At 64.3% G+C, this 22,170-nt stretch carries 24 protein-coding genes; 12 read left to right on the top strand and 12 right to left on the bottom strand.

Annotation, left to right across the window (positions count from 1 at the left end; genetic code table 11):
• The first annotated feature begins 104 nt into the window (after positions 1-104).
• The 3 genes from leuA (at position 105) to VIK36_RS11595 (ending at position 3,524) form a co-directional block, all read left to right on the top strand.
• Positions 105-1,844 carry a 2-isopropylmalate synthase gene (gene leuA, locus VIK36_RS11605; protein WP_324642017.1) on the top strand — a complete coding sequence of 580 codons (1,740 nt, stop codon included), beginning with the start codon at positions 105-107 and terminating at the stop codon, positions 1,842-1,844.
• Positions 1,845-1,929: 85 nt separating this feature from the next.
• Positions 1,930-2,682 carry a DNA repair protein RecO gene (recO, locus tag VIK36_RS11600; RefSeq protein ID WP_324642016.1) on the top strand — a complete coding sequence of 251 codons (753 nt, stop codon included), beginning with the start codon at positions 1,930-1,932 and terminating at the stop codon, positions 2,680-2,682.
• 2 nt (positions 2,683-2,684) lie between these two features.
• Complete coding sequence (locus VIK36_RS11595; RefSeq protein ID WP_324642015.1) at positions 2,685-3,524, top strand: isoprenyl transferase; 840 nt, start codon at positions 2,685-2,687, stop codon at positions 3,522-3,524.
• On the opposite strand, the gene VIK36_RS11590 is transcribed toward VIK36_RS11595, so the two are convergent.
• Positions 3,521-4,486, bottom strand: coding sequence for an alpha/beta hydrolase (locus VIK36_RS11590; protein ID WP_255172275.1), 966 nt, complete (start codon positions 4,484-4,486; stop codon positions 3,521-3,523). The two genes, VIK36_RS11595 and VIK36_RS11590, sit on opposite strands and share 4 nt — an antisense overlap.
• A 94-nt stretch (positions 4,487-4,580) precedes the next feature.
• Between VIK36_RS11590 and VIK36_RS11585 the strand changes: the two genes are divergently transcribed.
• A complete protein-coding gene (locus VIK36_RS11585) occupies positions 4,581-5,651 on the top strand; it encodes a quinone-dependent dihydroorotate dehydrogenase (RefSeq protein ID WP_324642012.1) in 1,071 nt (356 codons plus the stop codon).
• A 99-nt stretch (positions 5,652-5,750) separates the two neighbouring features.
• Here VIK36_RS11585 and VIK36_RS11580 read toward each other — a convergent pair whose 3' ends face one another.
• A complete protein-coding gene (locus VIK36_RS11580) occupies positions 5,751-6,353 on the bottom strand; it encodes a DUF3043 domain-containing protein (protein WP_159631954.1) in 603 nt (200 codons plus the stop codon).
• Positions 6,354-6,445: 92 nt separating this feature from the next.
• On the opposite strand from VIK36_RS11580, the gene VIK36_RS11575 reads away from it, so the two are divergent.
• From VIK36_RS11575 to VIK36_RS11555, 5 genes are all read left to right on the top strand, one after another.
• Positions 6,446-7,900, top strand: coding sequence for a dipeptidase (locus VIK36_RS11575; protein ID WP_324642011.1), 1,455 nt, complete (start codon positions 6,446-6,448; stop codon positions 7,898-7,900).
• Positions 7,901-8,083: 183 nt separating this feature from the next.
• On the top strand, positions 8,084-8,470 hold the full coding sequence (locus VIK36_RS11570; protein WP_324642010.1) for an iron-sulfur cluster assembly accessory protein: 387 nt from the start codon (positions 8,084-8,086) through the stop codon (positions 8,468-8,470).
• Between the two features lie 186 nt (positions 8,471-8,656).
• The gene (coxB, locus tag VIK36_RS11565; RefSeq protein WP_324642009.1) at positions 8,657-9,529 is read left to right on the top strand and encodes a cytochrome c oxidase subunit II; all 873 of its coding nucleotides are present in this window, start codon (positions 8,657-8,659) and stop codon (positions 9,527-9,529) included.
• Between the two features lie 10 nt (positions 9,530-9,539).
• On the top strand, positions 9,540-11,267 hold the full coding sequence (gene ctaD / locus VIK36_RS11560) for a cytochrome c oxidase subunit I (protein ID WP_255172270.1): 1,728 nt from the start codon (positions 9,540-9,542) through the stop codon (positions 11,265-11,267).
• The gene (locus VIK36_RS11555) at positions 11,264-11,665 is read left to right on the top strand and encodes a cytochrome c oxidase subunit 4 (RefSeq protein WP_324642008.1); all 402 of its coding nucleotides are present in this window, start codon (positions 11,264-11,266) and stop codon (positions 11,663-11,665) included. The genes ctaD and VIK36_RS11555 overlap by 4 nt, the downstream gene beginning before the upstream one ends.
• 76 nt (positions 11,666-11,741) lie before the next feature.
• Here VIK36_RS11555 and VIK36_RS11550 read toward each other — a convergent pair whose 3' ends face one another.
• Entirely contained in the window at positions 11,742-12,035 is a 294-nt protein-coding gene (locus tag VIK36_RS11550) for an HPr family phosphocarrier protein (RefSeq protein ID WP_324642007.1), read from the bottom strand.
• 157 nt (positions 12,036-12,192) lie between these two features.
• On the opposite strand from VIK36_RS11550, the gene VIK36_RS11545 reads away from it, so the two are divergent.
• Positions 12,193-12,963, top strand: coding sequence for a GntR family transcriptional regulator (locus VIK36_RS11545; RefSeq protein ID WP_159631961.1), 771 nt, complete (start codon positions 12,193-12,195; stop codon positions 12,961-12,963).
• Positions 12,964-13,072: 109 nt separating this feature from the next.
• Here the strand turns inward: VIK36_RS11545 and VIK36_RS11540 are convergent, their stop codons facing one another.
• From VIK36_RS11540 to VIK36_RS11525, 4 genes are all read right to left on the bottom strand, one after another.
• The gene (locus VIK36_RS11540; RefSeq protein WP_324642005.1) at positions 13,073-14,743 is read right to left on the bottom strand and encodes a ubiquinol-cytochrome c reductase cytochrome b subunit; all 1,671 of its coding nucleotides are present in this window, start codon (positions 14,741-14,743) and stop codon (positions 13,073-13,075) included.
• The gene (locus tag VIK36_RS11535) at positions 14,721-15,791 is read right to left on the bottom strand and encodes a ubiquinol-cytochrome c reductase iron-sulfur subunit (protein ID WP_255172266.1); all 1,071 of its coding nucleotides are present in this window, start codon (positions 15,789-15,791) and stop codon (positions 14,721-14,723) included. The genes VIK36_RS11540 and VIK36_RS11535 overlap by 23 nt, the downstream gene beginning before the upstream one ends.
• A gap of 98 nt (positions 15,792-15,889) precedes the next feature.
• Positions 15,890-16,678, bottom strand: a complete 789-nt coding sequence (locus VIK36_RS11530; protein WP_324642004.1) for a cytochrome c — start codon at positions 16,676-16,678, stop codon at positions 15,890-15,892.
• A gap of 86 nt (positions 16,679-16,764) precedes the next feature.
• Entirely contained in the window at positions 16,765-17,439 is a 675-nt protein-coding gene (locus tag VIK36_RS11525) for a cytochrome c oxidase subunit 3 (RefSeq protein WP_217509392.1), read from the bottom strand.
• Between the two features lie 112 nt (positions 17,440-17,551).
• Here VIK36_RS11525 and trpD point away from each other — a divergent pair, with 112 nt between their 5' ends.
• Positions 17,552-18,607: an anthranilate phosphoribosyltransferase gene (gene trpD / locus VIK36_RS11520; RefSeq protein WP_324642003.1), complete on the top strand. Its 1,056-nt coding sequence runs from the start codon at positions 17,552-17,554 to the stop codon at positions 18,605-18,607.
• A gap of 16 nt (positions 18,608-18,623) precedes the next feature.
• Here the strand turns inward: trpD and VIK36_RS11515 are convergent, their stop codons facing one another.
• The 3 genes from VIK36_RS11515 to VIK36_RS11505 all read right to left on the bottom strand — a co-directional run bounded on the left by VIK36_RS11515 (position 18,624) and on the right by VIK36_RS11505 (position 19,739).
• Positions 18,624-18,905: an Lrp/AsnC family transcriptional regulator gene (locus tag VIK36_RS11515; RefSeq protein ID WP_141160402.1), complete on the bottom strand. Its 282-nt coding sequence runs from the start codon at positions 18,903-18,905 to the stop codon at positions 18,624-18,626.
• 121 nt (positions 18,906-19,026) lie between these two features.
• Positions 19,027-19,437, bottom strand: coding sequence for a DUF3054 domain-containing protein (locus tag VIK36_RS11510; protein ID WP_324642002.1), 411 nt, complete (start codon positions 19,435-19,437; stop codon positions 19,027-19,029).
• Between the two features lie 74 nt (positions 19,438-19,511).
• Positions 19,512-19,739 carry a hypothetical protein gene (locus VIK36_RS11505; RefSeq protein ID WP_324642001.1) on the bottom strand — a complete coding sequence of 76 codons (228 nt, stop codon included), beginning with the start codon at positions 19,737-19,739 and terminating at the stop codon, positions 19,512-19,514.
• Positions 19,740-20,485: 746 nt separating this feature from the next.
• Between VIK36_RS11505 and VIK36_RS11500 the strand changes: the two genes are divergently transcribed.
• Positions 20,486-21,031, top strand: coding sequence for a GrpB family protein (locus VIK36_RS11500; RefSeq protein WP_071416677.1), 546 nt, complete (start codon positions 20,486-20,488; stop codon positions 21,029-21,031).
• 5 nt (positions 21,032-21,036) lie between these two features.
• Here the strand turns inward: VIK36_RS11500 and VIK36_RS11495 are convergent, their stop codons facing one another.
• Complete coding sequence (locus VIK36_RS11495) at positions 21,037-21,525, bottom strand: NUDIX hydrolase (RefSeq protein ID WP_071416678.1); 489 nt, start codon at positions 21,523-21,525, stop codon at positions 21,037-21,039.
• Positions 21,518-22,132: a hypothetical protein gene (locus VIK36_RS11490; protein ID WP_071416679.1), complete on the bottom strand. Its 615-nt coding sequence runs from the start codon at positions 22,130-22,132 to the stop codon at positions 21,518-21,520. Before VIK36_RS11490 ends, VIK36_RS11495 begins: the two co-directional genes overlap by 8 nt.
• Between the last annotated feature and the right edge of the window lie 38 nt (positions 22,133-22,170).

The raw sequence follows: 22,170 nt of genomic DNA, 5'->3' as shown, positions 1-22,170 counted from the left end.
GCGAGGCCACAGACGCTATCTAGCGCACGGCCCACCCTCGCTGCGGAGTTTGTGTTGCCCGGCCACCCTTTCACTGAAGATCGATAGAAAAGGCCACGAACATCATGCGAAACGCACAGAAGCCCTCAGGAATGCCCGCCCACCGGTACACGCCGTTCCAGGACCAGATCAAGGTTGAGCTGCCGGACCGCACCTGGCCGGACAAGGTGATCACCAAGGCCCCGCGCTGGTGTGCCGTTGACCTGCGTGACGGCAACCAGGCGCTGATCGACCCCATGAGCCCCGCCCGCAAGATGAAGATGTTCGACCTGCTGGTCCGCATGGGCTACAAGGAGATCGAGGTCGGATTCCCGTCCGCATCGCAGACGGACTTCGACTTTGTCCGCCAGCTCATCGAGGGCAACCACATCCCGGATGACGTCACCATCCAGGTCCTGACCCAGGCCCGGGAACACCTGATTGAGCGGACCTACGAGTCCCTGGTCGGCGCCAAGCAGGCCATTGTCCACCTCTACAACTCCACGTCCGTCCTGCAGCGGCGCGTCGTATTCAACCAGGACGAAGACGGCATCCTGGACATCGCCCTGCAGGGTGCCCGCCTGTGCAAAAAGTACGAGGAAACGCTCGCGGACACGCACGTGACCTACGAGTACTCGCCGGAGTCCTTTACCGGTACCGAACTCGAGTATGCCGTCCGGGTATGCAACGCGGTGGCCGATGTGTTCGAAGCCTCCGCCGACCGCCAGGTGATCATCAACCTGCCGGCCACGGTGGAAATGGCCACCCCCAACGTCTACGCCGATTCAATCGAGTGGATGAGCCGGCACCTGCACCCGCGCGAAGGCATCATCCTCTCGCTGCACCCGCACAATGACCGCGGAACCGGGGTGGCTGCCGCCGAGCTGGGCTACATGGCCGGCGCCGACCGCATTGAAGGCTGCCTGTTCGGAAACGGCGAACGGACCGGAAACGTGGACCTGGTCACCCTGGGCCTGAACATGTTCGTCCAGGGCATCGACCCCATGATCGACTTCTCCAACATCGACGACGTCCGCCGGACCGTTGAGTACTGCAACCAACTGCCGGTACCGGAACGTTCGCCGTACGGTGGCGACCTGGTATTCACCGCTTTCTCGGGTTCCCACCAGGATGCGATCAAGAAGGGCTTCGAAGCCCTGGAGCGCGACGCCGCCGCCGCAGGCAAGGCCGTGGACGACTTCACCTGGCAGGTTCCGTACCTGCCGGTTGACCCCAAGGACCTCGGCCGCAGCTACGAGGCCGTCATCCGCGTGAACTCCCAGTCCGGCAAGGGCGGTGTGGCCTACCTGCTCAAGAACGAGCACAGCCTGGACCTGCCGCGCCGCGCACAAATCGAGTTCTCCGGCGTTATCCAGCGCCGCACCGACACCGTGGGCGGCGAGGTCAGCGGAGCCCAGCTGTGGCAGATCTTCCAGGACGAGTACCTGCCGTCCGGCCAGGCCGAAGGGCAGTGGGGACGCTATTCCCTGGGCGGGGTCAAGACGGAAACGGATGCCGACGGCGGCATGACGCTTCACGCCGCGCTCACCATCGATGGTGCCCAGGTCGGCCGTACCGGCACGGGCAACGGTCCCATTGCCGCACTGCTGAACATCCTCCATGAGGACGGCGTGGACGTCCGGGTGCTGGACTACAGCGAGCACGCACTGTCCGAAGGCGGCAACGCCGCGGCGGCTGCTTATGTCGAATGCGCCGTGGGGGAGCGGGTCCTGTGGGGTGTCGGCATCGACGCGAACACCAGCATGTCGTCCCTCAAGGCCGTCATCTCGGCGGTCAACCGCGCCATCCGGGATGCCCGGGCCTGATACCTGCAGGTGGTGCCGCCGGGACCAACCGGCGGCACCACCGTAGCCTGGCAGCGCGCCGCCGGGCAGGATGGGAAGATAGAGCGTGGTCCAACAGTCTTTTGCCTCCCGGGCCTACCGGGACGACGCCGTGGTGCTCCGTACCCACAAGCTGGGCGAGGCGGACAGGATCATCACCCTCCTGACGAAGCACCATGGGCAGGTCCGCGCCGTCGCCAAAGGTGTGCGCCGCACCAGCAGCCGCTTCGGTGCCCGGCTTGAACCTTTCATGGTGGCGGACCTGCAACTGGTATCCGGCCGCACGCTGGACATCGTCACGCAGGCCGTCGCCAAAGGTGCCTACGGCGGAAGCATCGCCGCGGATTACGGCAGGTACACGGTTGCCGCCGCCATGACGGAGACCGCCGAGAAACTGACGGACGTGGACGGCGAGGCCGGCACCGCGCAGTACAACCTGCTGGTGGGAGCCCTCGCTGCGCTGAGCCGTGACGAGCATGCTGCGGGCCTCATCCTGGACTCCTACCTGTTGCGCGCCCTGGCCACCGGCGGCTGGGCCCCCAGCTTCACCGACTGCTCCCGCTGCGGCATGCCCGGCCCGCACACGGCGTTCTCCGCTCCCCTTGGCGGTATGGTCTGTGCACAGTGCAGGCCGCCCGGGTCGCCTGCCCCCGCATCCGAAACCGTGGTCCTGCTGGCGGCCCTGCTGACCGGGGACTGGACCACTGCGGACGCGTCCTTGCCACAGCACCGCAAGGAGGCCGCCGGCCTGGTGGCCGCTTACCTGCAGTGGCATTTGGAAAGAGTATTGAAGTCCCTCAAACATGTGGAGCGTAGCTGACAGTGGCCCTGGGAAAAAAGAACAACGCCCCCCGGAAGCGTACCCACCCCGTGGTGGCCCCTTACCCGCATCCTTCCGGTGCGGTGGCGCCGTCCATCCCGGCTGAGTTCATTCCCCGGCATGTGGCAATCGTCATGGACGGCAACGGCCGCTGGGCCAATCAGCGGGGGCTGCCGCGGATCGAGGGACACAAGGCGGGGGAGCCCGCGCTGCTCGACGTCATGGCAGGAGCCATCGAACTGGGCATCGAGTATGTCAGCGTCTACGCCTTCTCCACCGAAAACTGGCGGCGCTCACCGGAGGAGGTGCGCTTCCTGATGGGATTTAACAAGGACGTGCTTCGAAGGCAGCGGAACCAGCTGGACGACTGGGGTGTCCGGGTGCGCTGGGCGGGACGCAGGCCGCGCCTCTGGGGTTCAGTCATCCGGGAGCTGGAGGACGCCGAGCAGTTCACTGCGGCCAATACCACCTGTAATTTGACCATGTGTGTTAATTACGGCGGCCGGGCCGAGATCACCGACGCCGTGTCCGCGATTGCTGAAGACGTCGCGGCCGGCAGGCTGAAGCCCGGCGCCATCACCGAGAGGACCATCCAGAAGTACCTGGATGAACCCGACCTTCCCGACGTGGACCTTTTTCTGCGCAGTTCGGGGGAGCAGAGGCTGTCCAACTTCCTGCTCTGGCAGTCCGCGTATGCGGAGTTCGTCTTCATGGACACGCTGTGGCCGGATGTTGACAGGCGGACCCTCTGGGCCGCCGTCGAAGAATATGCCAGGCGGGACCGCCGGTACGGCGGTGCCGTTGATGCAACCGCTGCCCCGGCGGATCCCCAGGCGGGTTAGCCCTGCCCGTACGCCCGCAGCCACCGGGCCAGCCGCGAGTAGGCATCGGTGCGGATCGGTTCCGGCGAGAGGAAGACGTCGTGCAGGGCACCGTCAATCCGCTCGATGGTCACCGTACGGCCGAGCGTGAGTGCCCGGGTACCGATGATATTCACATCCAGGACGGCATCGGTGCGGCGCATTTCCTCGGACCAGAGCAGGCCGTTTGCGCTTCCCTTGGAGAGCAGGACCAGAATCGGCGCCTCGATTTCCAGGCCGCGGGCCACGCGGGCATGCCCGGCGAGTACCGCCCGCAGCCAGCCTGCGCGCACAGGGAAAGCCATGCGGGGCCGGTACCGCTCATCAACCGGCCACTCGCCGTCGGCCGCGCTGCTGATGGTGCGCCAGTAGTGGCCCCGCTCCGGGAGGCGGAGAACCGCCTGCGGGCGGAACCGGGCGACGGGACGCACCATGCTGGACGCCGCGCGCCGCACCAGCGAACTCCCGTGCATCTCCAGCCAGGGGCTGTTCAGGATCAGCAGTGAAACTGCTTCCGGATGCCCGCTGCTCCACAGGGCTGCCACCAGGCCGCCGGTGGAATGGCCCATTAGAGCCAAAGGTCCAGGCGCGCCCTCCTGGCGGATGATGCGGGCTGCTTCTTCAATTTCGGCGTCGTAGGCGGCGAGGTCCGCCACATAACCGCCCGGTGCTTCCGGGCGCAGGCTGCGTCCGTGGTTGTGCATGTCCAGTGCGTAGAAGTCGTAACCGGCCGACGCCCAGAACCGCGCCAGGTCCACGTTGAAGAAATAATCGCTCCAGCCGTGCAGGAAAAGAACGGCACGGCGGCGGCCGCCGGCGACGCGGCTGTCCGGATCTGGCCGGAGCCGGACCAGGGTTGCCGTCCGTGCCACCCCGTCGGGGCCGGCGGCCGCGAAGGTGTGGGACTCGAAATCCCCGCCCAGGATGTCCTGCTGCCACTGCATGACCTCATGCTAGACCGGCGCGCCGGGGGCACGCCGCCCGTTGGGCAGCTTCTCCGTTTTGGTGTGGCGGCACCGGAGACGGGAAACTGGAGGCATGCGCGTTTATCCCACTTTCTTCAGGCTGGCCTTTTCATGGATGGACGCCGAGCGCGCCCACAAGATCGGATTCAAGGGCATCCGGCTCGCGCATGCGTCGGGCGCCGGACGGGTCCTGCAGAAGCTGACCGCCCCTGATCCGTGCCTGCAGACCACCGCCTTTGGTGTCACTTTTCCGTCGCCGTTCGGTCTTGCTGCCGGCTTTGACAAGGAAGGGCACGGCATCGAGGCGCTCACGGATCTTGGATTCGGGCACATTGAAGTGGGTACCATCACCGGGCAGGCACAGCCGGGCAATGAAAAGCCGCGGCTGTTCCGCCTTGTCCGGGACCGGGCCGTCATCAACCGGATGGGATTCAATAACGACGGCGCCTCGGCCGTTGCGCCCAGGCTTAAAGCCGCGCGGGCCGCGCTTCAGCGCCGCTACCCGGCGGTGCGTCCGGTCATCGGCGTCAACATCGGCAAAACCAAGGTGGTGGAACTTGCCGACGCCGTGGATGACTACCTGGTGAGCGCCCGCAGCCTGGCGCCTGCCGCTGACTACCTGGTGGTCAACGTCAGTTCACCCAACACCCCGGGACTGCGGCTGCTCCAGGACGTGGAAACGCTCCGTCCGCTGCTGACCGCCGTAGGGCAGGAAGCTGACAGAGCCGCCGGGCGGCACGTGCCGCTGCTGGTAAAGATCGCACCGGACCTCAGCGACGAGGACATCGACGACGTGGCACGCCTTGCCCTGGACCTGAAACTGGACGGCATCATTGCCACCAACACCACGATCGCCCGCGCAGGACTGTCCTCGCCGGCCGGAGACGTGGAGAAATGCGGTGCCGGCGGATTGTCCGGCGCTCCCCTGAAGGAGCGTTCCCTTGAAGTGCTGAAGCGGCTCAAGCACGCAACGGGCGACGCCCTGGCCCTGGTGTCGGTGGGCGGCGTGGAGTCCGCACGGGATGTCCAGGAAAGACTCGACGCCGGCGCGACCCTGGTGCAGGGCTATACGGCGTTCCTCTACGAGGGCCCGTTCTGGGCGGCACGGATCAACAAAGGGCTGGCAAAAAAGCGCCGCTCCTGACACGTCGTCCAGAGGCGCCTGTGACGGGCGAGGTGCTTAAACCACGGACACCCCGGCGGGATTCCGCCGGGGTGCCCGTGGTTTAAGTTGATGGGTGGGTCAGGCCGGGTACTGTCCGCGCTGGACCTGGGGCTTGGGCAGCCGCAGCTTCCGGAACTGCAGAGACCGCATGGAGCCGTACCAGACCGTGCCTCCCTCCACCTGGCCGAACTTTTCCGCCAGGCGCTTGCGGAGCTTGCGGGACAGAATGAAGACGTCCACGAAGACCGCCAGGAACATGACCCAGAAAGCGCCAAGGACGTAGATCATCATGTCGCTGGAGGCCGGGACCACCAGGGACACCAGCACGAACACCAGCGCACCGAACATCAGGTACTCCCCGAGATTGAAGCGCGCGTCCACGAAGTCGCGGGCGAACCGTTTCTGGGGCCCCTTGTCGCGCAGGGGCAGGAACTTCTCGTCACCGGTGTCCAGGGCCCGGCGCATCTTGAGGCGCTGGTCCTGCACGGCCTGGCGTTCGGCGGCCTTGGAGGCCTTGCGGTCCTCGGGCACCAGCGGGCGCTTACGTGCGGCCTCCTGGGCCTTCCGGGTGGGGGTAGGGGCGCCCTTGCCCGCCACACTGTTTTGCCGCGCCGCTGCCTCCGCTGCCTGCTGGTCTATGGTTTCCTGCGCCGAGGGCGCTTCTTTTCTACGTCCGAACACCTGACCAGAATACCTTGCAGCGGCGTGCACGCTGCTTGCTTCCGCGCCTGCCCGGGCCGGCAGCCGAATGTGGCGGGGGTAATGTTTTGGCCATGACTCCATCACCCGCGGCCACCCCGCACAGCACCACCACCACGGCAGGACCGGGCCCTGAGGTTACCGGCAGGACGGAAGATCTTCGTTCAGCGGTAGACCGTTCCTTCGACCAGACGCTGGCACGGCTCAAGGAGCTCGTTGCCATCCCCGGGATTGCGTGGCCCAGCTTTGAGCGCACCCCCCTGGAGCGAAGCGCCGAGGCCGTCGCGGAACTCCTCCTGGGTGCCGGGATCGGTGAGGTCCAGGTGCTGACCGTGGACAAAGCCGACGGTACGCCCGGCGGGCCGGCCGTCGTCGCCCGCCGTCCTGCCGCCGAAGGTAAACCCACTGTCCTGCTGTACGCCCACCATGACGTCCAGCCGGTGGGCGACGAGTCCCTGTGGGAAACGGAGCCGTTCACCGCCGTCGAAAAGAACGGACGCCTTTACGGCCGGGGGGCCGCGGACGACAAGGCCGGGATCATGACCCACGTCGCCGCCTATGCCGCCGTTGCGGAGGTCCTGGCCGGCTCGCTGGGGCTGGGCGTGACGTTCTTCATCGAAGGCGAGGAAGAAGCGGGGTCGCCCACATTCCGGACGTTCCTGGAGGCGAACCGGGAACTGCTGCGGGCCGACGTCATTGTGGTGGCCGACTCCAGCAACTGGAAAGTCGGGATACCGGCCCTGACCACCAGCCTTCGCGGCCTGGTGGACGGCACCATCGAGGTGCAGGTGCTTGACCACGCGGTGCACTCCGGCATGTACGGCGGGCCGGTCCTGGATGCGCCCACCCTGCTGTCCCGCCTGATTGCCACACTTCACGACGCCGACGGAAACGTCGCCATCGAAGGGCTGGTGGCCACCGACACGGCTGCAGTCGAAATGCCGGAGGCGGACTACCGGGCCGACGCGTCCGTACTCGACGGCGTCCGCCTTGCCGGGACGGGAAGCATCGCCTCGCGGCTGTGGACCAAGCCGGCGCTGTCAATCATCGGCTTCGATGCCCCCGCCGTGGACGTCGCCTCCAACACACTGCTTCCACGAGCGCGGGCAAAGTTCAGCCTACGGCTGGCACCGGGCCAGGTTCCGGCGGAGGCCATGGACGCGGTGCGCAGGCACGTCGAGGCCAACGCGCCCTTCGGTGCAAAGGTGGTTTTCACACCGGGGGAGGCGGGCAACCCCTTCCAGACCGATACGTCGTCCGCCGCAGCAACGGTGGCCATGTGGGCACTGGGCGAGGCCTGGGGGGTTCCAGCCGTGGAAACCGGCATTGGCGGGTCCATCCCCTTCATTGCCGACCTCACTGACCTGTATCCCGACGCGCAGATCCTGGTAACAGGCGTGGAGGACCCGGACTCGCGGGCCCACAGTGCCAATGAGTCCCTGCACATCGGTGACTTCCGCAATGCCATTCTGGCGGAGGCGCTCATGCTTGCCCGGCTGAACAGCGGGGGCCTCAACGCCGGGGAGTGAGCAGCTTTTGGCGTGCGGGCGGACGCCCTGCTTCCAGGGAACAACCGGCGTGCTTTGACGGTTACGCCAGGAGTTAGAGCTACAGGACTGCCGCGCGTAGCATGTAGCTATAGCCCATACCGTATTTGTAGGGGCAGGCGCCGTTACGGCGACGCCGCCAGACCGTCCTAAGAAGGTAGGCCAATGAGCACCTCAACCAACGAAAACAGCACCGCCACCACCGTGACCAGCGACGAACTGCCCGTTCACGAGGTCAACCTGACCGACGTCGCCGCCGGCAAGGTCCGCAGCCTCCTCGAGCAGGAAGGCCGCACGGACCTTCGCCTGCGCGTGGCCGTGCAGCCCGGTGGATGCTCAGGGTTGATCTACCAGCTCTACTTCGACGAGCGGCTCCTTGACGGAGACGCCGTCCGCGACTTTGACGGAGTCGAGGTCGTCGTCGACAAAATGAGCGTGCCGTACCTGAGCGGCGCAAGCATCGACTTCGAGGACACCATCTCGAAGCAGGGCTTCACCATCGACAATCCGAACGCCGGCGGCTCGTGCGCCTGCGGCGATTCATTCCACTAGGCCGGTTATTTCGCCTGATGTCGGCGCCGGGCTTCCTGCCGCATAAAACGGCACGGGGGCTCGGCGCCGACATGTGGGCGAAACGCCCGGGGGAGCGGTAAGCTCTACACCGAGTAGTAAAACTTTTTTTGTGCCCGGAGCGCCGATGGCTGCCCGGACAACAGCAACAAGTAGGAAGGGCCGTCTGTGAGTTCGCAGAACCGAACCGGCAGCCGACGCAAAACGATCACCACGATCTCAAGCTTGGCTATAGCCGGCGCGTTGGTTTTGACCGGATGTTCGCCAGAGGTAGAGAAAGGGTGGATGCCCACTGAACGTGGCACCACCAGCAACACCGACCGCATCATGGACCTCTGGGTCAACTCATGGATTGCTGCGCTCGTGGTCGGCGCCATTACGTGGGGCCTGATCATCTGGTGCGTGGTCGCTTACCGGCGTCGCAAGGGAACCGTGGGCTTCCCGCGGCAGACCAGCTTCAACCTTCCACTGGAAGTCTTCTACCTCACCATCCCGATCTTCATGGTCCTGGTGTTCTTCTACTTCACGGACCGTGACCAGCAGGCCATCGATGACCGCTCACAGCCGGCCGACGTCGTCGTCGACGTCCGCGGCAAGCAGTGGGCCTGGGACTTCAACTACAAGTCCGGCGATGTCATCCGGGAAGACCTCCACGAGGCCGGCGTCCAGGCGCACCTCACCGGCAACACCATCGACAAGGAACAGCTCCCCACGCTGTACCTGCCGGTTAACAAGTCCGTTGACCTTGAGCTCAACGCCCGCGATGTCATCCACTCCTTCTGGGTTCCCGCCTTCCTGCAGAAGCGCGACATGATTCCCGGCAAGACCAACTACATCCGGTTCACCCCCACTAAAGAGGGCACCTACGACGGCAAGTGTGCCGAACTCTGCGGCGAGTACCACTCCGAAATGCTGTTCCGCGTCAAGGTGGTGTCGGAATCCGAATTCCAGGCCCACATGGACCAGCTCAAGGCTGAAGGCAACACCGGCCTGCTCGGCGTGGAGTACGACCGCAACCCGAACCTGAACGAAACCAAGTAAGGGGAGCGACGTGGCTACGTACACCCAATCCGCACCCACGGGGGTCCTGTCGGCTCCCGTGGTACCCAAATCCAAGGGGCGCATCGTCGTCAACTGGATCACCTCCACTGACCACAAGACCATCGGGTACATGTACCTGATCGCGTCCTTCGTGTTCTTCTGCCTCGGCGGCGTCATGGCCCTGCTGATCCGTGCGGAGCTCTTCGAGCCCGGAATGCAGATCCTGCAGACCAAGGAACAGTACAACCAGCTGTTCACCATGCACGGCACCGTCATGCTGCTGATGTTCGCCACTCCGCTGTTCGCCGGCTTCGCCAACGTGATCATGCCGCTGCAGATCGGCGCGCCCGACGTCGCGTTCCCGCGTTTGAACGCGCTGGCGTTCTGGTTCTTCCTCTTCGGCTCCACCATCGCCGTGTCCGGCTTCATCACCCCGCAGGGTGCTGCATCCTTCGGCTGGTTCGCCTACGCGCCACTGTCCAACACCACGTTCACCCCGGGTATCGGTGGCGATCTGTGGGTCTTCGGCCTGGCCTTGTCCGGCTTCGGCACCATCCTCGGTGCGGTCAACTTCATCACCACCATCATCTGCATGCGCGCTCCGGGCATGACCATGTGGCGGATGCCCATCTTCACCTGGAACACCCTGATCACCGCGATCCTGGTCCTGATGGCCTTCCCGCCGCTGGCCGCTGCCCTGTTCGCACTCGGCGCGGACCGCAAGTTCGGTGCACACATCTTCGATCCCGAGAATGGCGGTGCCGTCCTCTGGCAGCACCTCTTCTGGTTCTTCGGACACCCCGAGGTGTACATCATCGCGCTGCCGTTCTTCGGCATCGTCTCGGAGATCTTCCCGGTGTTCAGCCGCAAGCCGATCTTCGGCTACAAGGGCCTGGTCTACGCCACCATCGCCATTGCAGCCCTCTCGGTAACGGTGTGGGCCCACCACATGTACGTCACCGGCGCCGTCCTGCTGCCGTTCTTCTCGTTCATGACCATGCTTATTGCAGTGCCCACCGGCGTGAAGTTCTTCAACTGGATCGGCACCATGTGGCGCGGGTCGCTGACCTTCGAGACACCGATGCTGTGGAGCCTCGGCTTCATGATCACCTTCCTCTTCGGTGGCCTTACCGGCATCATCCTGGCCTCACCGCCGCTTGACTTCCACGTTTCGGACTCCTACTTCGTGGTGGCACACTTCCACTACGTGGTGTTCGGTACCGTGGTGTTCGCCATGTTCGCAGGCTTCTACTTCTGGTGGCCCAAGTGGACCGGCAAGATGCTCAACGAGCGCCTGGGCAAGATCCACTTCTGGCTCCTGTTCCTGGGCTTCCACGGCACCTTCCTGATCCAGCACTGGCTGGGCGTCGAAGGCATGCCGCGCCGGTACGCGGACTACCTCGTGGAGGACAACTTCACCTGGATGAACCAGTTCTCCACCGTGGCATCCTTCGTGCTGGGCGCGTCCCTCATTCCGTTCTTCTGGAATGTCTACATCACCTGGCGCAAGGCCGAAAAGGTCCAGGTCGATGATCCGTGGGGCTTTGGTGCTTCGCTTGAGTGGGCCACGTCCTGCCCGCCGCCGCGCCACAACTTCACGTCCCTTCCCCGGATCCGTTCCGAGCGTCCCGCCCTGGACCTGCACCACCCGGAACTCCGCCAAGTCCACACCGCTGATTCGCCGGCTCCCGCAGCGGCAGTACTCGGCAACGCCGACCAGAAGGACACCGCACAGTGAAAATCGAATCCTGGATCTTTGGCTCCGGAGTCTTCTTCTTCGTTCCCGTCTCGCTGGTCTACGGATTCCTGACCAACTGGAGCGAATGGGTGGGCATCCTGGGCATCCTGCTCGTGGCCGGCCTGGCCGGCATGATCGGTGCCTACCTGGGCTTCACCGGTAAGCGCGTAGGCCTCCGTCCCGAGGACCGCAGCGATGCGGAAATCCACGAGGGCGCCGGTGAACAGGGGCACTTCAGCCCCTGGAGCTGGTGGCCCCTGGTCCTGGGCATCGCCTGCGCCACTGGCTTCCTGGGCCTGGCAGTTGGTGCCTGGATCATCTTCATCGCCGGCGGCCTCGCCATCGTAGCCCTCGTGGGCTGGGTGTACGAGTACAGCCGGGGAGACCACGCACACTAAGCAAGCCAAGAGAATAACGACGTCGGGCCCCACCAGATTGGTGGGGCCCGACGTCGTTATTGTGTATTTACGGCCTTCAGCCGGCCCCCTGCGACTCGAGGAGTACGCGAAGGTCCCGGAGGGCCGCCTCAACCGTTTCAAGCCCCAGGACGTCCTCCAGAGCGGCTTCATTGACCGACAGCTCCACCTCACACCCCTGCGCGAAGTCGGCGGCCATCACCTGGAGCAGGGACCGGGCGTCCACCTTCGCCGTACCCGCCTTGCTGATGGTGACGGGAAGCCCCGTATCGGTGACAGCCCGGACAAATACCGCGGCGGAACGTGCATGCAGGCCTACCGGCGCTGCCACCACGGCCTTCTGTGTTGGCAAAGGGACTCCTTTTCGGAAGACGGCCCCCTCCGTCTGCTGGCAAAATTTCCAGACCCAATATAGCGGTTGCCATGCCTGCCGGGCGAAAGAGCGCCGGCGTCCCGGGACTGGTCTAGACCGTCCTAAAATTGAGGGAAACCAACGGCAGGAGAAAATCATGGCAGCTGGCGCCACGGCAATCACGGGTGAAATAGACCGCACCAGCGGAACAGCCATCTACGTCCAACTTCGGGAGATCCTGCGCAGTTACATCGCACAGTCATGCCCGCCCGGGTCGGCGCTGCCATCAGAACGCGACCTTGCCGAACGGTTCGGACTGGCAAGGATGACGGTCCGGCAGGCCATCGACGCCTTGGTGGGGGAGGAGGTCATCGAGCGCGTAGTGGGCCTGGGAACCTTTGTCCGGCGCCCGAAACTCGACCTTCAGGTGAAGCTCACGTCCTACAGTGAAGAGATGCAAAGGCGCGGCATGGTGCCTGCTGCCAAGGTGCTGAGCTTTGAGCAGATCGGCGCCAGCGCCTTCCTGGCCCGCGAACTCCAGCTGGACGAGGGCACACCCCTGGTCCGGTTCCGCAGGCTCCTGCTGGCTGACGGGGAACCGATGAGCGTGGACGAGAACTTCATCCCGGCCCACCGCGTCCCGGGCCTGCTCGACGGCGAGCCGCCCACGTCGCTCTATAACGTCCTGAGCGAACAGTTCGGCCTGGTGATGGAGTGGGGCGAGGACATGATCGAGGCGACCGCCGCCTCCCCGTCAACGGCACGCCTGCTCAACGTGGAGGTGGGTGCGCCCTTGCTGAAGATCCAGCGGCACGCGTTTGTGGCAAGGGCGATGGTTGACTATTCCGTGTCCTACTACAGGGCCGACCGGTACAAGCTGTGGGTACCACTGCAGCGACCGGGAGCCAGGCGCGCCCGCAACCACTGACAGCACCCGGCCGTCGCAGCTGTGGGTTGTCGGCGGCGCAGGCAGGAGAACTCTCAAGACAGGAAAGGCCCGATCCTATGGATCGGGCCTTTCCTTTATCAACCGTCGCTTAGTGCGTCAGGCTCCTGGAACCCTCTGCTGCTTCAACTGCCTCGTGGCCGTGGCCATGGGCTGCTTCAAGCTCTGCAGGCGTAGCAGGAGCAACGCGGTCCTCGAAGAACCAGCGGGAGAGGAACGCGCGGCGCTTCTCCTTGCGGGTCACCACACCGTGCTCGTTGGGCAGGGCCGGGATGACCTCGGGTGATTCGAAGCCAACCAGCTTGTACCGCTTGTACTCATCCAGCGGGGCGTGCACCTCGATGAATTCGCCGTGCGGGAGCCTGACGATACGGCCGGTCTCACGGCCGTGAAGGGCGATTTCCCGGTCCTTGCGCTGCAGTGCAAGGGCAACACGCTTGGCAACGATGAAGCCGATGATCGGTCCGACGAAGAACAGGGCACGGAGCCAGTACGTAACGTCGTTCAGGGACACGTGGAAGTGCGTGGCAATGAGGTCGGAACCTGCAGCTGCCCACATCACGCAGTACCAGATGAATCCGGCAACACCGATGCCCGTACGGGTCGGGGCGTTGCGCGGGCGGTCCAGGACGTGGTGCTCGCGGTCATCCTTGGTGATCCAGCGTTCGATCCACGGGTAGGTGAACATCACGGTGAACAGGATGCCGGCGGGGACCAGGGCGGGGAGGAGGACGTTGAACGTGAATACGTGTCCGAAGAAGACCTGTTCCACGTGCCAGTTGCCGAGCGTGCCGGGCATGAGTCGCAGGGCGCCGTCGACGAAACCGATGTACCAGTCGGGCTGGGTACCGGCCGAGACAGGGGAGGGGTCATACGGGCCGTAGTTCCAGATCGGGTTGATGGTGAAGAATGCCGCCATCAGGGCGATCACGCCGAAGACGATGAAGAAGAATCCACCGGCCTTCGCTGCGTAAACGGGACCCAGGGGGTAACCGACAACATTGTTGTCGTTGCGGCCGGGACCGGGGTACTGCGTGTGCTTGTGCACCACGACCATGAACAGGTGGAGGACGATCATCAGCAGGATCAACGCCGGCACCAGCAGGATGTGCAGCATGTAGAGGCGGCTGATGATGGCCGTGCCGGGGAATTCCCCGCCGAACAGGAAGAACGAGATGTACGTTCCGACGACCGGGATGGACTTGATGACGCCGTCGATGATGCGCAGGCCGTTGCCGGACAGGAGGTCATCGGGCAGCGAGTACCCGGTGAAGCCTGCGGCCATGGCCAGGATCAGCAGGACGCTGCCCACCACCCAGTTCATTTCACGCGGGCGGCGGAATGCGCCGGTGAAGAAGACCCTCAGCATGTGGACTGCGATCGATGCCACGAACAGCAGGGCTGCCCAGTGGTGCACCTGGCGCATGAACAGTCCGCCGCGGATGTCGAAGGAGATGTTCAGCGAGGAGCTGTACGCCACCGACATTTCCACTCCCTTGAGGGGAATGTAGCCGCCGTCGTAGTGGGTCTCCGCCATGGACGGATCAAAGAAGAACGTCAGGAACGTTCCGGACAGCAGCAGTATGACGAACGAGTAGAGCGCAACTTCGCCGAACATGAATGACCAGTGGTCGGGGAAGACTTTGCGGCCGAACTCGCGGAGGATCCCGGAGCCGCCAACACGTGAATCGACGAAGTCGGTGATCCGGCCTGTCTTGGTTTTGGCGACGAAAGCCGGCTCAGCTGTTGATGTTGCGCTCATGCTCAGCACGCTCCCAGTAGCTAGGTCCAACGGGTTCATGGAAGTCGCTTGTAGCGACGAGGTAGCCCTCGTCATCAACTGCGATGGGCAGCTGGGGGAGAGGACGGCTGGCGGGGCCGAAGATCACCTTGCACTCTTGCGTGAGGTCGAAGGTGGACTGGTGGCACGGGCACAGCAGGTGGTGCGTCTGCTGCTCGTACAGAGCAACGGGGCAGCCAACGTGGGTGCAGATCTTCGAGTAGGCAACGATTCCGTTGTAACCCCACTCTTCGCGGCCCTTGGAGGGGTTCAGCGATGCGGGATCGAGACGCATGAGGAGCACAACGGACTTTGCTTTTTCGTTGAGCTTGCCCTCCTGCAGTTCGTTCAGGCCCTCAGGAATCACATGGAAGGCAGAACCGATGGTGACGTCCGAGGCCTTGATGGGGGTTCCATCGGGGTCGCGGGTAAGGCGTTTGCGCTTTCCGTCCTGGGGAGCCCACATGGTGTGTGCGAGCTTGTCGTCAGGGCGGGGTCCGAGGTCACCGAAGATGGCGACGGCGGGAAGCGGGGCAAGTGCGACCGCACCCAGGAGGGTGTTGCGGATCAGCGGGCGGCGCTTGATGCCGGTCTCTTCCACGATGTCGTCAACGATGCGCACCGCAGCCTGGCGGTCCTCTTCGTAACGGATGGCGTGGCGTTCCTCGGAGACTTCGTGGTCAGGCATCAGGGCCTTGGCCCAGTGCACGATACCGGTACCGATACCCAGCATTGCGAAGGCAGTGCCAACGCCGAGCAGGGCGTTCTGGAGCCGGATGGTGGCGATGCTGGAGTCATCACCCAGATCAATGGCGAAGTACGCCACCAGGAAGATCAGGGTTCCAACAACAGAAATGCCAAATAGTAAGGCGACCTGCCGTTCTGCCCGCTTTGCGGCCTTCGGGTCCGTGTCAGCCAGGCGCAAACGATGCGGGGGAATTCCAGGATCCTGGAACTTCTCCACCTCATTCTGACCAGCCGTAGCTACGGTGCCCGAGTGGTTCGGACTGCCGTCACTATGGTTGCCCATAATTCGCCTCATCCTTCTCTCGTCCCGGCAGTTGCCGGGTTAGTTTCTAATTTCAAGCTGCTGACTGGGCAGCAGAAGTTGTGTGTTCCTGCGGAACGTCAGGACGTCCTGGAGGTGAGCCAGATGGTGAAGGCGATGATGACGCCAAGACCGGCAACCCAAACGAACAGGCCTTCAGCAACCGGACCCAGCGAGCCAAGGTCGGCACCGCCCGGTGAACCGGTGGTCTCGATCTGCTTCAGGAAGGTGATGATGTCCTTCTTGCCTTCAGGAGTGATGTTGGCGTCATTGAAGACCGGCATGTTCTGCGGACCCGTGGCCATGGCCTCGTAGATGTGCTTGCCGGATACATCGGCAAGTGCGGGTGCGAACTTGCCGCGGGTCAGCGCGCCACCGGCAGCGGCGGCGTTGTGGCACATAGCACAGTTGGTCCGGAAGAGCTCACCGCCGGCAGCTGCATCGCCGCCGCCGTTTGTCAGGTCTTCCGCAGGAACTGCCGGGCCGGCTCCCAGGGAGGCGACGTAGGCTGCAAGCTGGTGGGTCTGCTCGTCGTTGAACTGGACGGGCTTCTTCATGGCCTGGGGGCCGTTCATCTGCATCGGCATGCGGCCGGTGCCCACCTGGAAATCAACAGCGGCTGCACCGACACCCACCAGCGAGGGTCCGTCCTTGGAACCACTGGCACCCATGCCGTGGCAGGTGGCGCAGTTGGCGGCGAAGAGTTTGCCGCCCTCCTCTGTGTCGTTTGCGCTGAACGTGGTGGTCGAAGCCTTGGCCTGGTTGACGGTGGTTGCCACGGCGTACAGCCCACCCGTGATGAGGAGCCCCATCAGAAGCAGCGCTATTGCTGCAAGTGGGTGACGCCGCTTTTGTGAGAGTGCCTTCACGTGGTGGTTCCTTTATTCGATCCTGCGCCGGCTCCGGGAGCCGCTACCTGAAATTCTGCCTCTTGTAGAAAAAGAATCAAAGCTGGCTACTTGAGTACGTAGATGACCAGGAAGAGGCCGATCCACACGACGTCAACGAAGTGCCAGTAGTAAGAGGTGACGATCGCGGACGTTGCTTCGAAATGCCCGAACTTCTTCGCCGCGAAGGACCGGCCCATGATGAGCAGGAAGGCAATCAGGCCGCCGATGACGTGGAGGCCGTGGAAGCCGGTGGTCATGTAGAAAGCCGAGCCATAAGCGTTGGAGGAGAGCGAGACGTGCTCGGAAACCAGCATTGCGTACTCGGTGGTCTGGCCGGCAACGAAGAACGCGCCCATGAGGAACGTCAGGGTGAACCATTCGTTCATTCCCCAGCGGGCGAACTGCAGTGCACCTCCGGTGCGCCGCGGCTGCAGCCGCTCTGCGGCGAAGACGCCCATCTGGCAAGTGAAGGAACTGGCCACGAGGACGATCGTGTTTACGAGCGCAAAGGGGAAGTTGAGCTTGGCTGTCTCTTCCGCCCACATCTGCCCACTGGTGGAGCGCAGAGTGAAGTACATGGCGAAGAGACCGGCGAAGAACATCAACTCGCTGGACAGCCACACAACGGTTCCGACAGAAACCATATTGGGGCGGTTCAGCGTGGGGTGCGCCGGGGTACTGGGGGCATGGGTCGCAGATGTCACATAGACATTATGTCTGTAAAAGTCCGTGCTGCCCAACGCAAACCGCCTTTTCGGAGGACTTTTTCTACAAAGACGCGAAATCGCCCTGAAAAGTTCCTGCAACCGTTCACATTGGTCAGTGGCCGCCGTCGGTCGATAGCATCAGCACGTGACTTCTCAGGCAACTACAGCGTCCGGCAACACCTGGCCCCGGTTGATCTCGGCCCTGATCAAGGGCAATGACCTCACTGCGGAGAACACCTCCTGGGCCATGGACACCATCATGTCCGGTGAAGCCACGCCCGCACAGATTGCCGGATTCCTTGTGGCCCTCAGCGCCAAAGGCGAGACGGTGAACGAGCTTTCCGGCCTGGTTGAGGCGATGCTCGCCCACGCCAACCCCGTGACAATCACCGGGGAAAAACTGGACATCGTCGGCACCGGTGGTGACCAACTTAACACCATCAATATCTCCACGATGGCCGCCCTGGTCGCTGCCGGGGCCGGCGCGAAGGTGGTCAAGCACGGGAACCGGGCGTCGTCGTCGTCGTCCGGGTCTGCTGACGTTCTTGAAGCGCTAGGTGTCCGGCTTGACCTGCCTATCGCGCGGGTGGCCAGGAACGCTGAGGAGGCGGGAATCACGTTCTGCTTCGCGCAGGTGTTCCACCCGTCATTCCGCCACACCGCCGTGCCCCGGCGGGAACTGGCAGTGCCGACCGCGTTCAATTTCCTGGGCCCCCTGACCAACCCCGCCAATGTCCAGGCTTCGGCGGTGGGCGTTGCGAACGCGCGGATGGCGCCGCTGGTGGCCGGCGTCCTGGCCCGCCGGGGGAGCAGGGGCCTGGTCTTCCGTGGCAACGACGGCCTGGACGAGCTGACCACCACTGGCCCGTCAACCGTGTGGGAAATCCGTCACGGAGCCGTCAATGAACTGCACTTCTCGCCGCAGGACCTTGGCATCAGCCTGGCCACTGTTGAACAGCTTCGCGGCGGCAATGCGGCGGCCAACGCTGGAGTTGTCCGCGACGTCCTTGCCGGCAGCCAAGGTCCGGCCCGGGATGCAGTCCTGGTGAACGCCGCGGCCGGCCTTGTTGCGTTCGACCTTGAAGCAGAGGGCCCGTTCCTGACAAGGATGCAGGAAGCCTTCGCCCGTGCTGCGGATTCGATCGACTCCGGTGCTGCCGCTGCCGTCCTGGACCGTTGGGTGTCCCTCTCCCGCGCCTAACGGCCGGGTTCGCGGTTTACTGTTCGAAACCCAGCGAAAAGGCAGCGTCGAGGTCGTGCTGTGAGTACGCCCGGAATGCGATGTGGGTCGTGGTGTGGACCACGGCGGGAACCTTCGAGAGCCTGTCCGCGATGACGTCCGCGAGGTCTTCATGCCTGCGGACCCTGGCTACCGCAATGAGGTCCCATTCGCCGGTGACGGAATACACTTCGCTGATGCCTTCGATGGCCGAAATTTCTTCCGCCGTCTCCGGAATGCGGGCGGCGTCGGTCTTGATCAGAACAAATGCGGTAACCACGTTTGAACCCCTTCAATCGGTGCCGCCGCACTGGGGCACGGCAGGCATTTCTCTCCAGCCAGCCTATTACACGGGTGCCGTTTCCCCCGCCGCCACCCGTTCGCCCAACTTCTGCTGCCCGCTATCTGCCCGGCCGGCGGCGGAGGCGTGCGGCGCCTGCCAGCAGGAGGCGGTAGCCCACAAGGAACACGGCCAGGGCCAGCGTTGCAACGATGATGAAGGGGAGGACAACTGTCTGCCCGGTCAGCGCCCGCAGGAGCATGCCGCCCACCAGGCTTCCGAGCCAGACTGGAACGCCTGCCCGGGTGATGGAGAAGGGGCTGCGCCATACGCGGGCGATCATCCATCCGGCGGCCGCGCCCGCGAGGAACGGCCAGGCAGTCAACAGCACACCAAGGATAGGCTCCTCACGGTGGTGTGCATCGCGGCCAATCGCGGCGAAAACGAGGATCAGCACCATATCCACCGCTGCCGCCACCACTGCTGCCCGTGCCGGTGATGTCTGTGCAGGCTTGGTTTTCAACGAACTCATGGCTTCGAGCTTAGCCGCCGACGGGGGGCGGGCGTGTGCGGATGTCCGGGTGCCCGCGGCGGGGGAGCGGGCGGTCAGACTGCTTCCTGGAGGTGGCTGTCGTCGGGTGCCGCCTGCACCCGGTGGACAAGCCAACTTGCCTCCCACCGCAGGTGGTAATCCGATTGCGCGTCCCACTCAATGAGGACATCGGTCACGGTATAGGCCAAAGCGTTTGCCGGCATGGAACGCACCGTGACGGGTGCGGGGCGCAGCAGAATAATGGGTCTGCCGGGAGCCTGCCGCAGGGCTTCGTCGCGCATTTCGGAACGGCAAGCCGGGCAGGTGACCGTGGAATGCGGGCAGGTGTGGGGGCGGGGGAGTTCGCGCATGGGGTGTCCTGGGAAGTAAAAGGAGTACCGGGCGCCGCCGCCGTCTGCATGACCAAAGGAGGATCCAGGGACCGCCCCATCGTGCGCCCGCGACGGACCGGGTGGGCCTGCCGCCATGTCCAAAAGGTTAAGACGCGCAAGGCCGTTGGCGCATGGGTGGGAGCTACCCAACTTCGATGTGGATCTCCCCGTTTTTGGTCACGTGGCGGATAGGGATGAAGTAAGGTCGCTGCAGTAGTTGAGCCCACCCCGGTCATAACGGAGAGATCGTGAACAAAGCCTTATGGATTTGCAGCCTGGTGGGCGCCGCCTTGGGAATCAGCCTGGGGCTGGCGATTTTCCACACACCGTTCTGGGGCTTTGCGCTGGGGCTCGGAGTCGGAGCTGTCGTCGGCGCGTCGATGCAAAGGCGTCATTGACCACCATGAGGTCTCCTGCCAAGGCATGGCGGCCTCCTTTCCAGCAGCAATGACTGCGCTGCCGTCAGGAATCAAGGCCAGGAACAGGAGCGTTTGGTTCGGGGCCATTGCTGCACGCATCGTATCCGGCGGTCGGGGGATCGGGTCGTAATGGCTCCCTTCCAGGGTCTTCGGAACATTAGTGGACAGGCTGCGTATCAAGTCCGCGCGTATTCGGCGGGTATGAGACCCGGTGAGACCGGCGGCTAGCATCGCCCAGTGCCTATCGAAGTGGTCGCGTCCTCGCCATCGTGGCCTGCGCAGTTTGCGCTGGTCGCAGGCGACCTGAAGCAGGCTCTCGCTGGACTGGCGACCGCGCGAGTCGAGCATGTGGGCTCAACCTCAGTGCCAGGGCTGGCGGCCAAGCCCATCCTCGATATCGACGTCATCGTCGACGGAGCGGAGATGTCGGCAGCGGTCGCCGCCCTGGGTTCGGCCGGGTACGTTCACCGCGGCGATCTGGGAGTTGTCGATCGGGAGGCCTTCCATGCTCCTGATGCGAACCCGCGGCGGAACGTCTATGTCTGCCGGGCGGGCACGTTGAACGTCCGCAACCACCTCGCGGTTCGCGACGTCCTTCGTGTGCGGGAAGATCTGCGTGACGAGTACGGAGCCGTGAAGCTGGCGCTTGCAGCGGAGCCCGACATGGACATCGATACCTACATCGCTCGAAAGTCTGCGGTTCTCCAGAAGGTCCTCGCGGAGTCCGACCTCACCTCCGACGAGTGCCTTCAGATCTTGCGCCTCAACGACCCTGCCGCCTGACCCGACTACAGCTCGCCAGGCGGGCTGGCCGCCTCAGTGCGAACGAGCTCAGACGCCTGTCGGACGAGATCGACCAGGTTGTCGGGGAAGACCTGTACGTCCGCGCTTGTGAGGTCGTCGGTCGACCACCATCGCCACGTGGTCACGGCTCGCTGTTCCAGCTCGGTCCATCCGTGGGCGCTCAGCGCGCTGTTGTTCGTCCTTGCGGCGAAGAAGTGCTCGATCTGATGCTGTGGCTGACCGTGGTTTAGAAAGTCGAATTCCCGGCGATGGAAGGGCCCGATCAGAGTCAGTCCTGCCTGGCCGGTCTCCTCGAGCAACTCGCGCTCCGCGGCTTCCGCGAGCGACTCGCCCGTGTCCACTCCGCCGCCGGCCGTGAACCAGAATCGGACCGTGTCACCGGTGTCGGAGAGGTCCCGGCCTTCGAAGAGGAGCACGCGGCTGGACTGGTCCAGGAGGACGATCCGAACTGCGACTCGCGTGTCTTCAGGCATCGCGCTCTCCCGACTGCGCCATCCGTCCCAGGGTGACGAGGAGGTTGGCGTATCCGAGAGCATCGTCGATCGCGCGGTGCGTGTGCGGTACGTCGCCGAACCACTCGGTCGGCAAGCTCGCTGGCGAGATCTCCGACGCAGGGCGACCGGTCACGGCTGCTGCGTAGCTCCGAAGGCAGAGGCCAGTGCCATCGAAGACACGGTCGTCCTCGTATGGGCCCTGGATGATGCCGTAGCGAGTGAACCGGCGAAGGTAGAAGTCGATCCACAGGCCGTCGAAGGCCAAGGGCGAGGCAGCGAAGCACTTCTGGCCGGGCAGTGATTTCACCCAACTCGCGTATCTGGCCATCACATCGGGCGCTGGTTCCGGATCGGTCGTGGCGGCCTCCCACACGTCGGGAATCGACTGGAACCACGCGAGGGTCTGCTGGTTCGGTGCGGCTCCGGGCAGTTCTTCGAGAACGGCTTCGAAGCGCCCGTGCTCCGTGCCGTCGAGGGTGATGGCGACGGACGCGAACGATCGCATCGAGTTCGGCCCTGGCCACGGTCCGTCGACCTCGATGTCCGTGACGACATAGACCCAGTGGTCGGGCGATTCGCTAGACACGACGAGGATCCTCGCATTCCGGGTGACGGCGGCAAAGA

Source organism: Pseudarthrobacter sp. LT1 (assembly GCF_035621795.1).
GTDB lineage: Bacteria > Actinomycetota > Actinomycetes > Actinomycetales > Micrococcaceae > Arthrobacter.
This window is presented reverse-complemented; position numbering and strand designations above follow the sequence as displayed.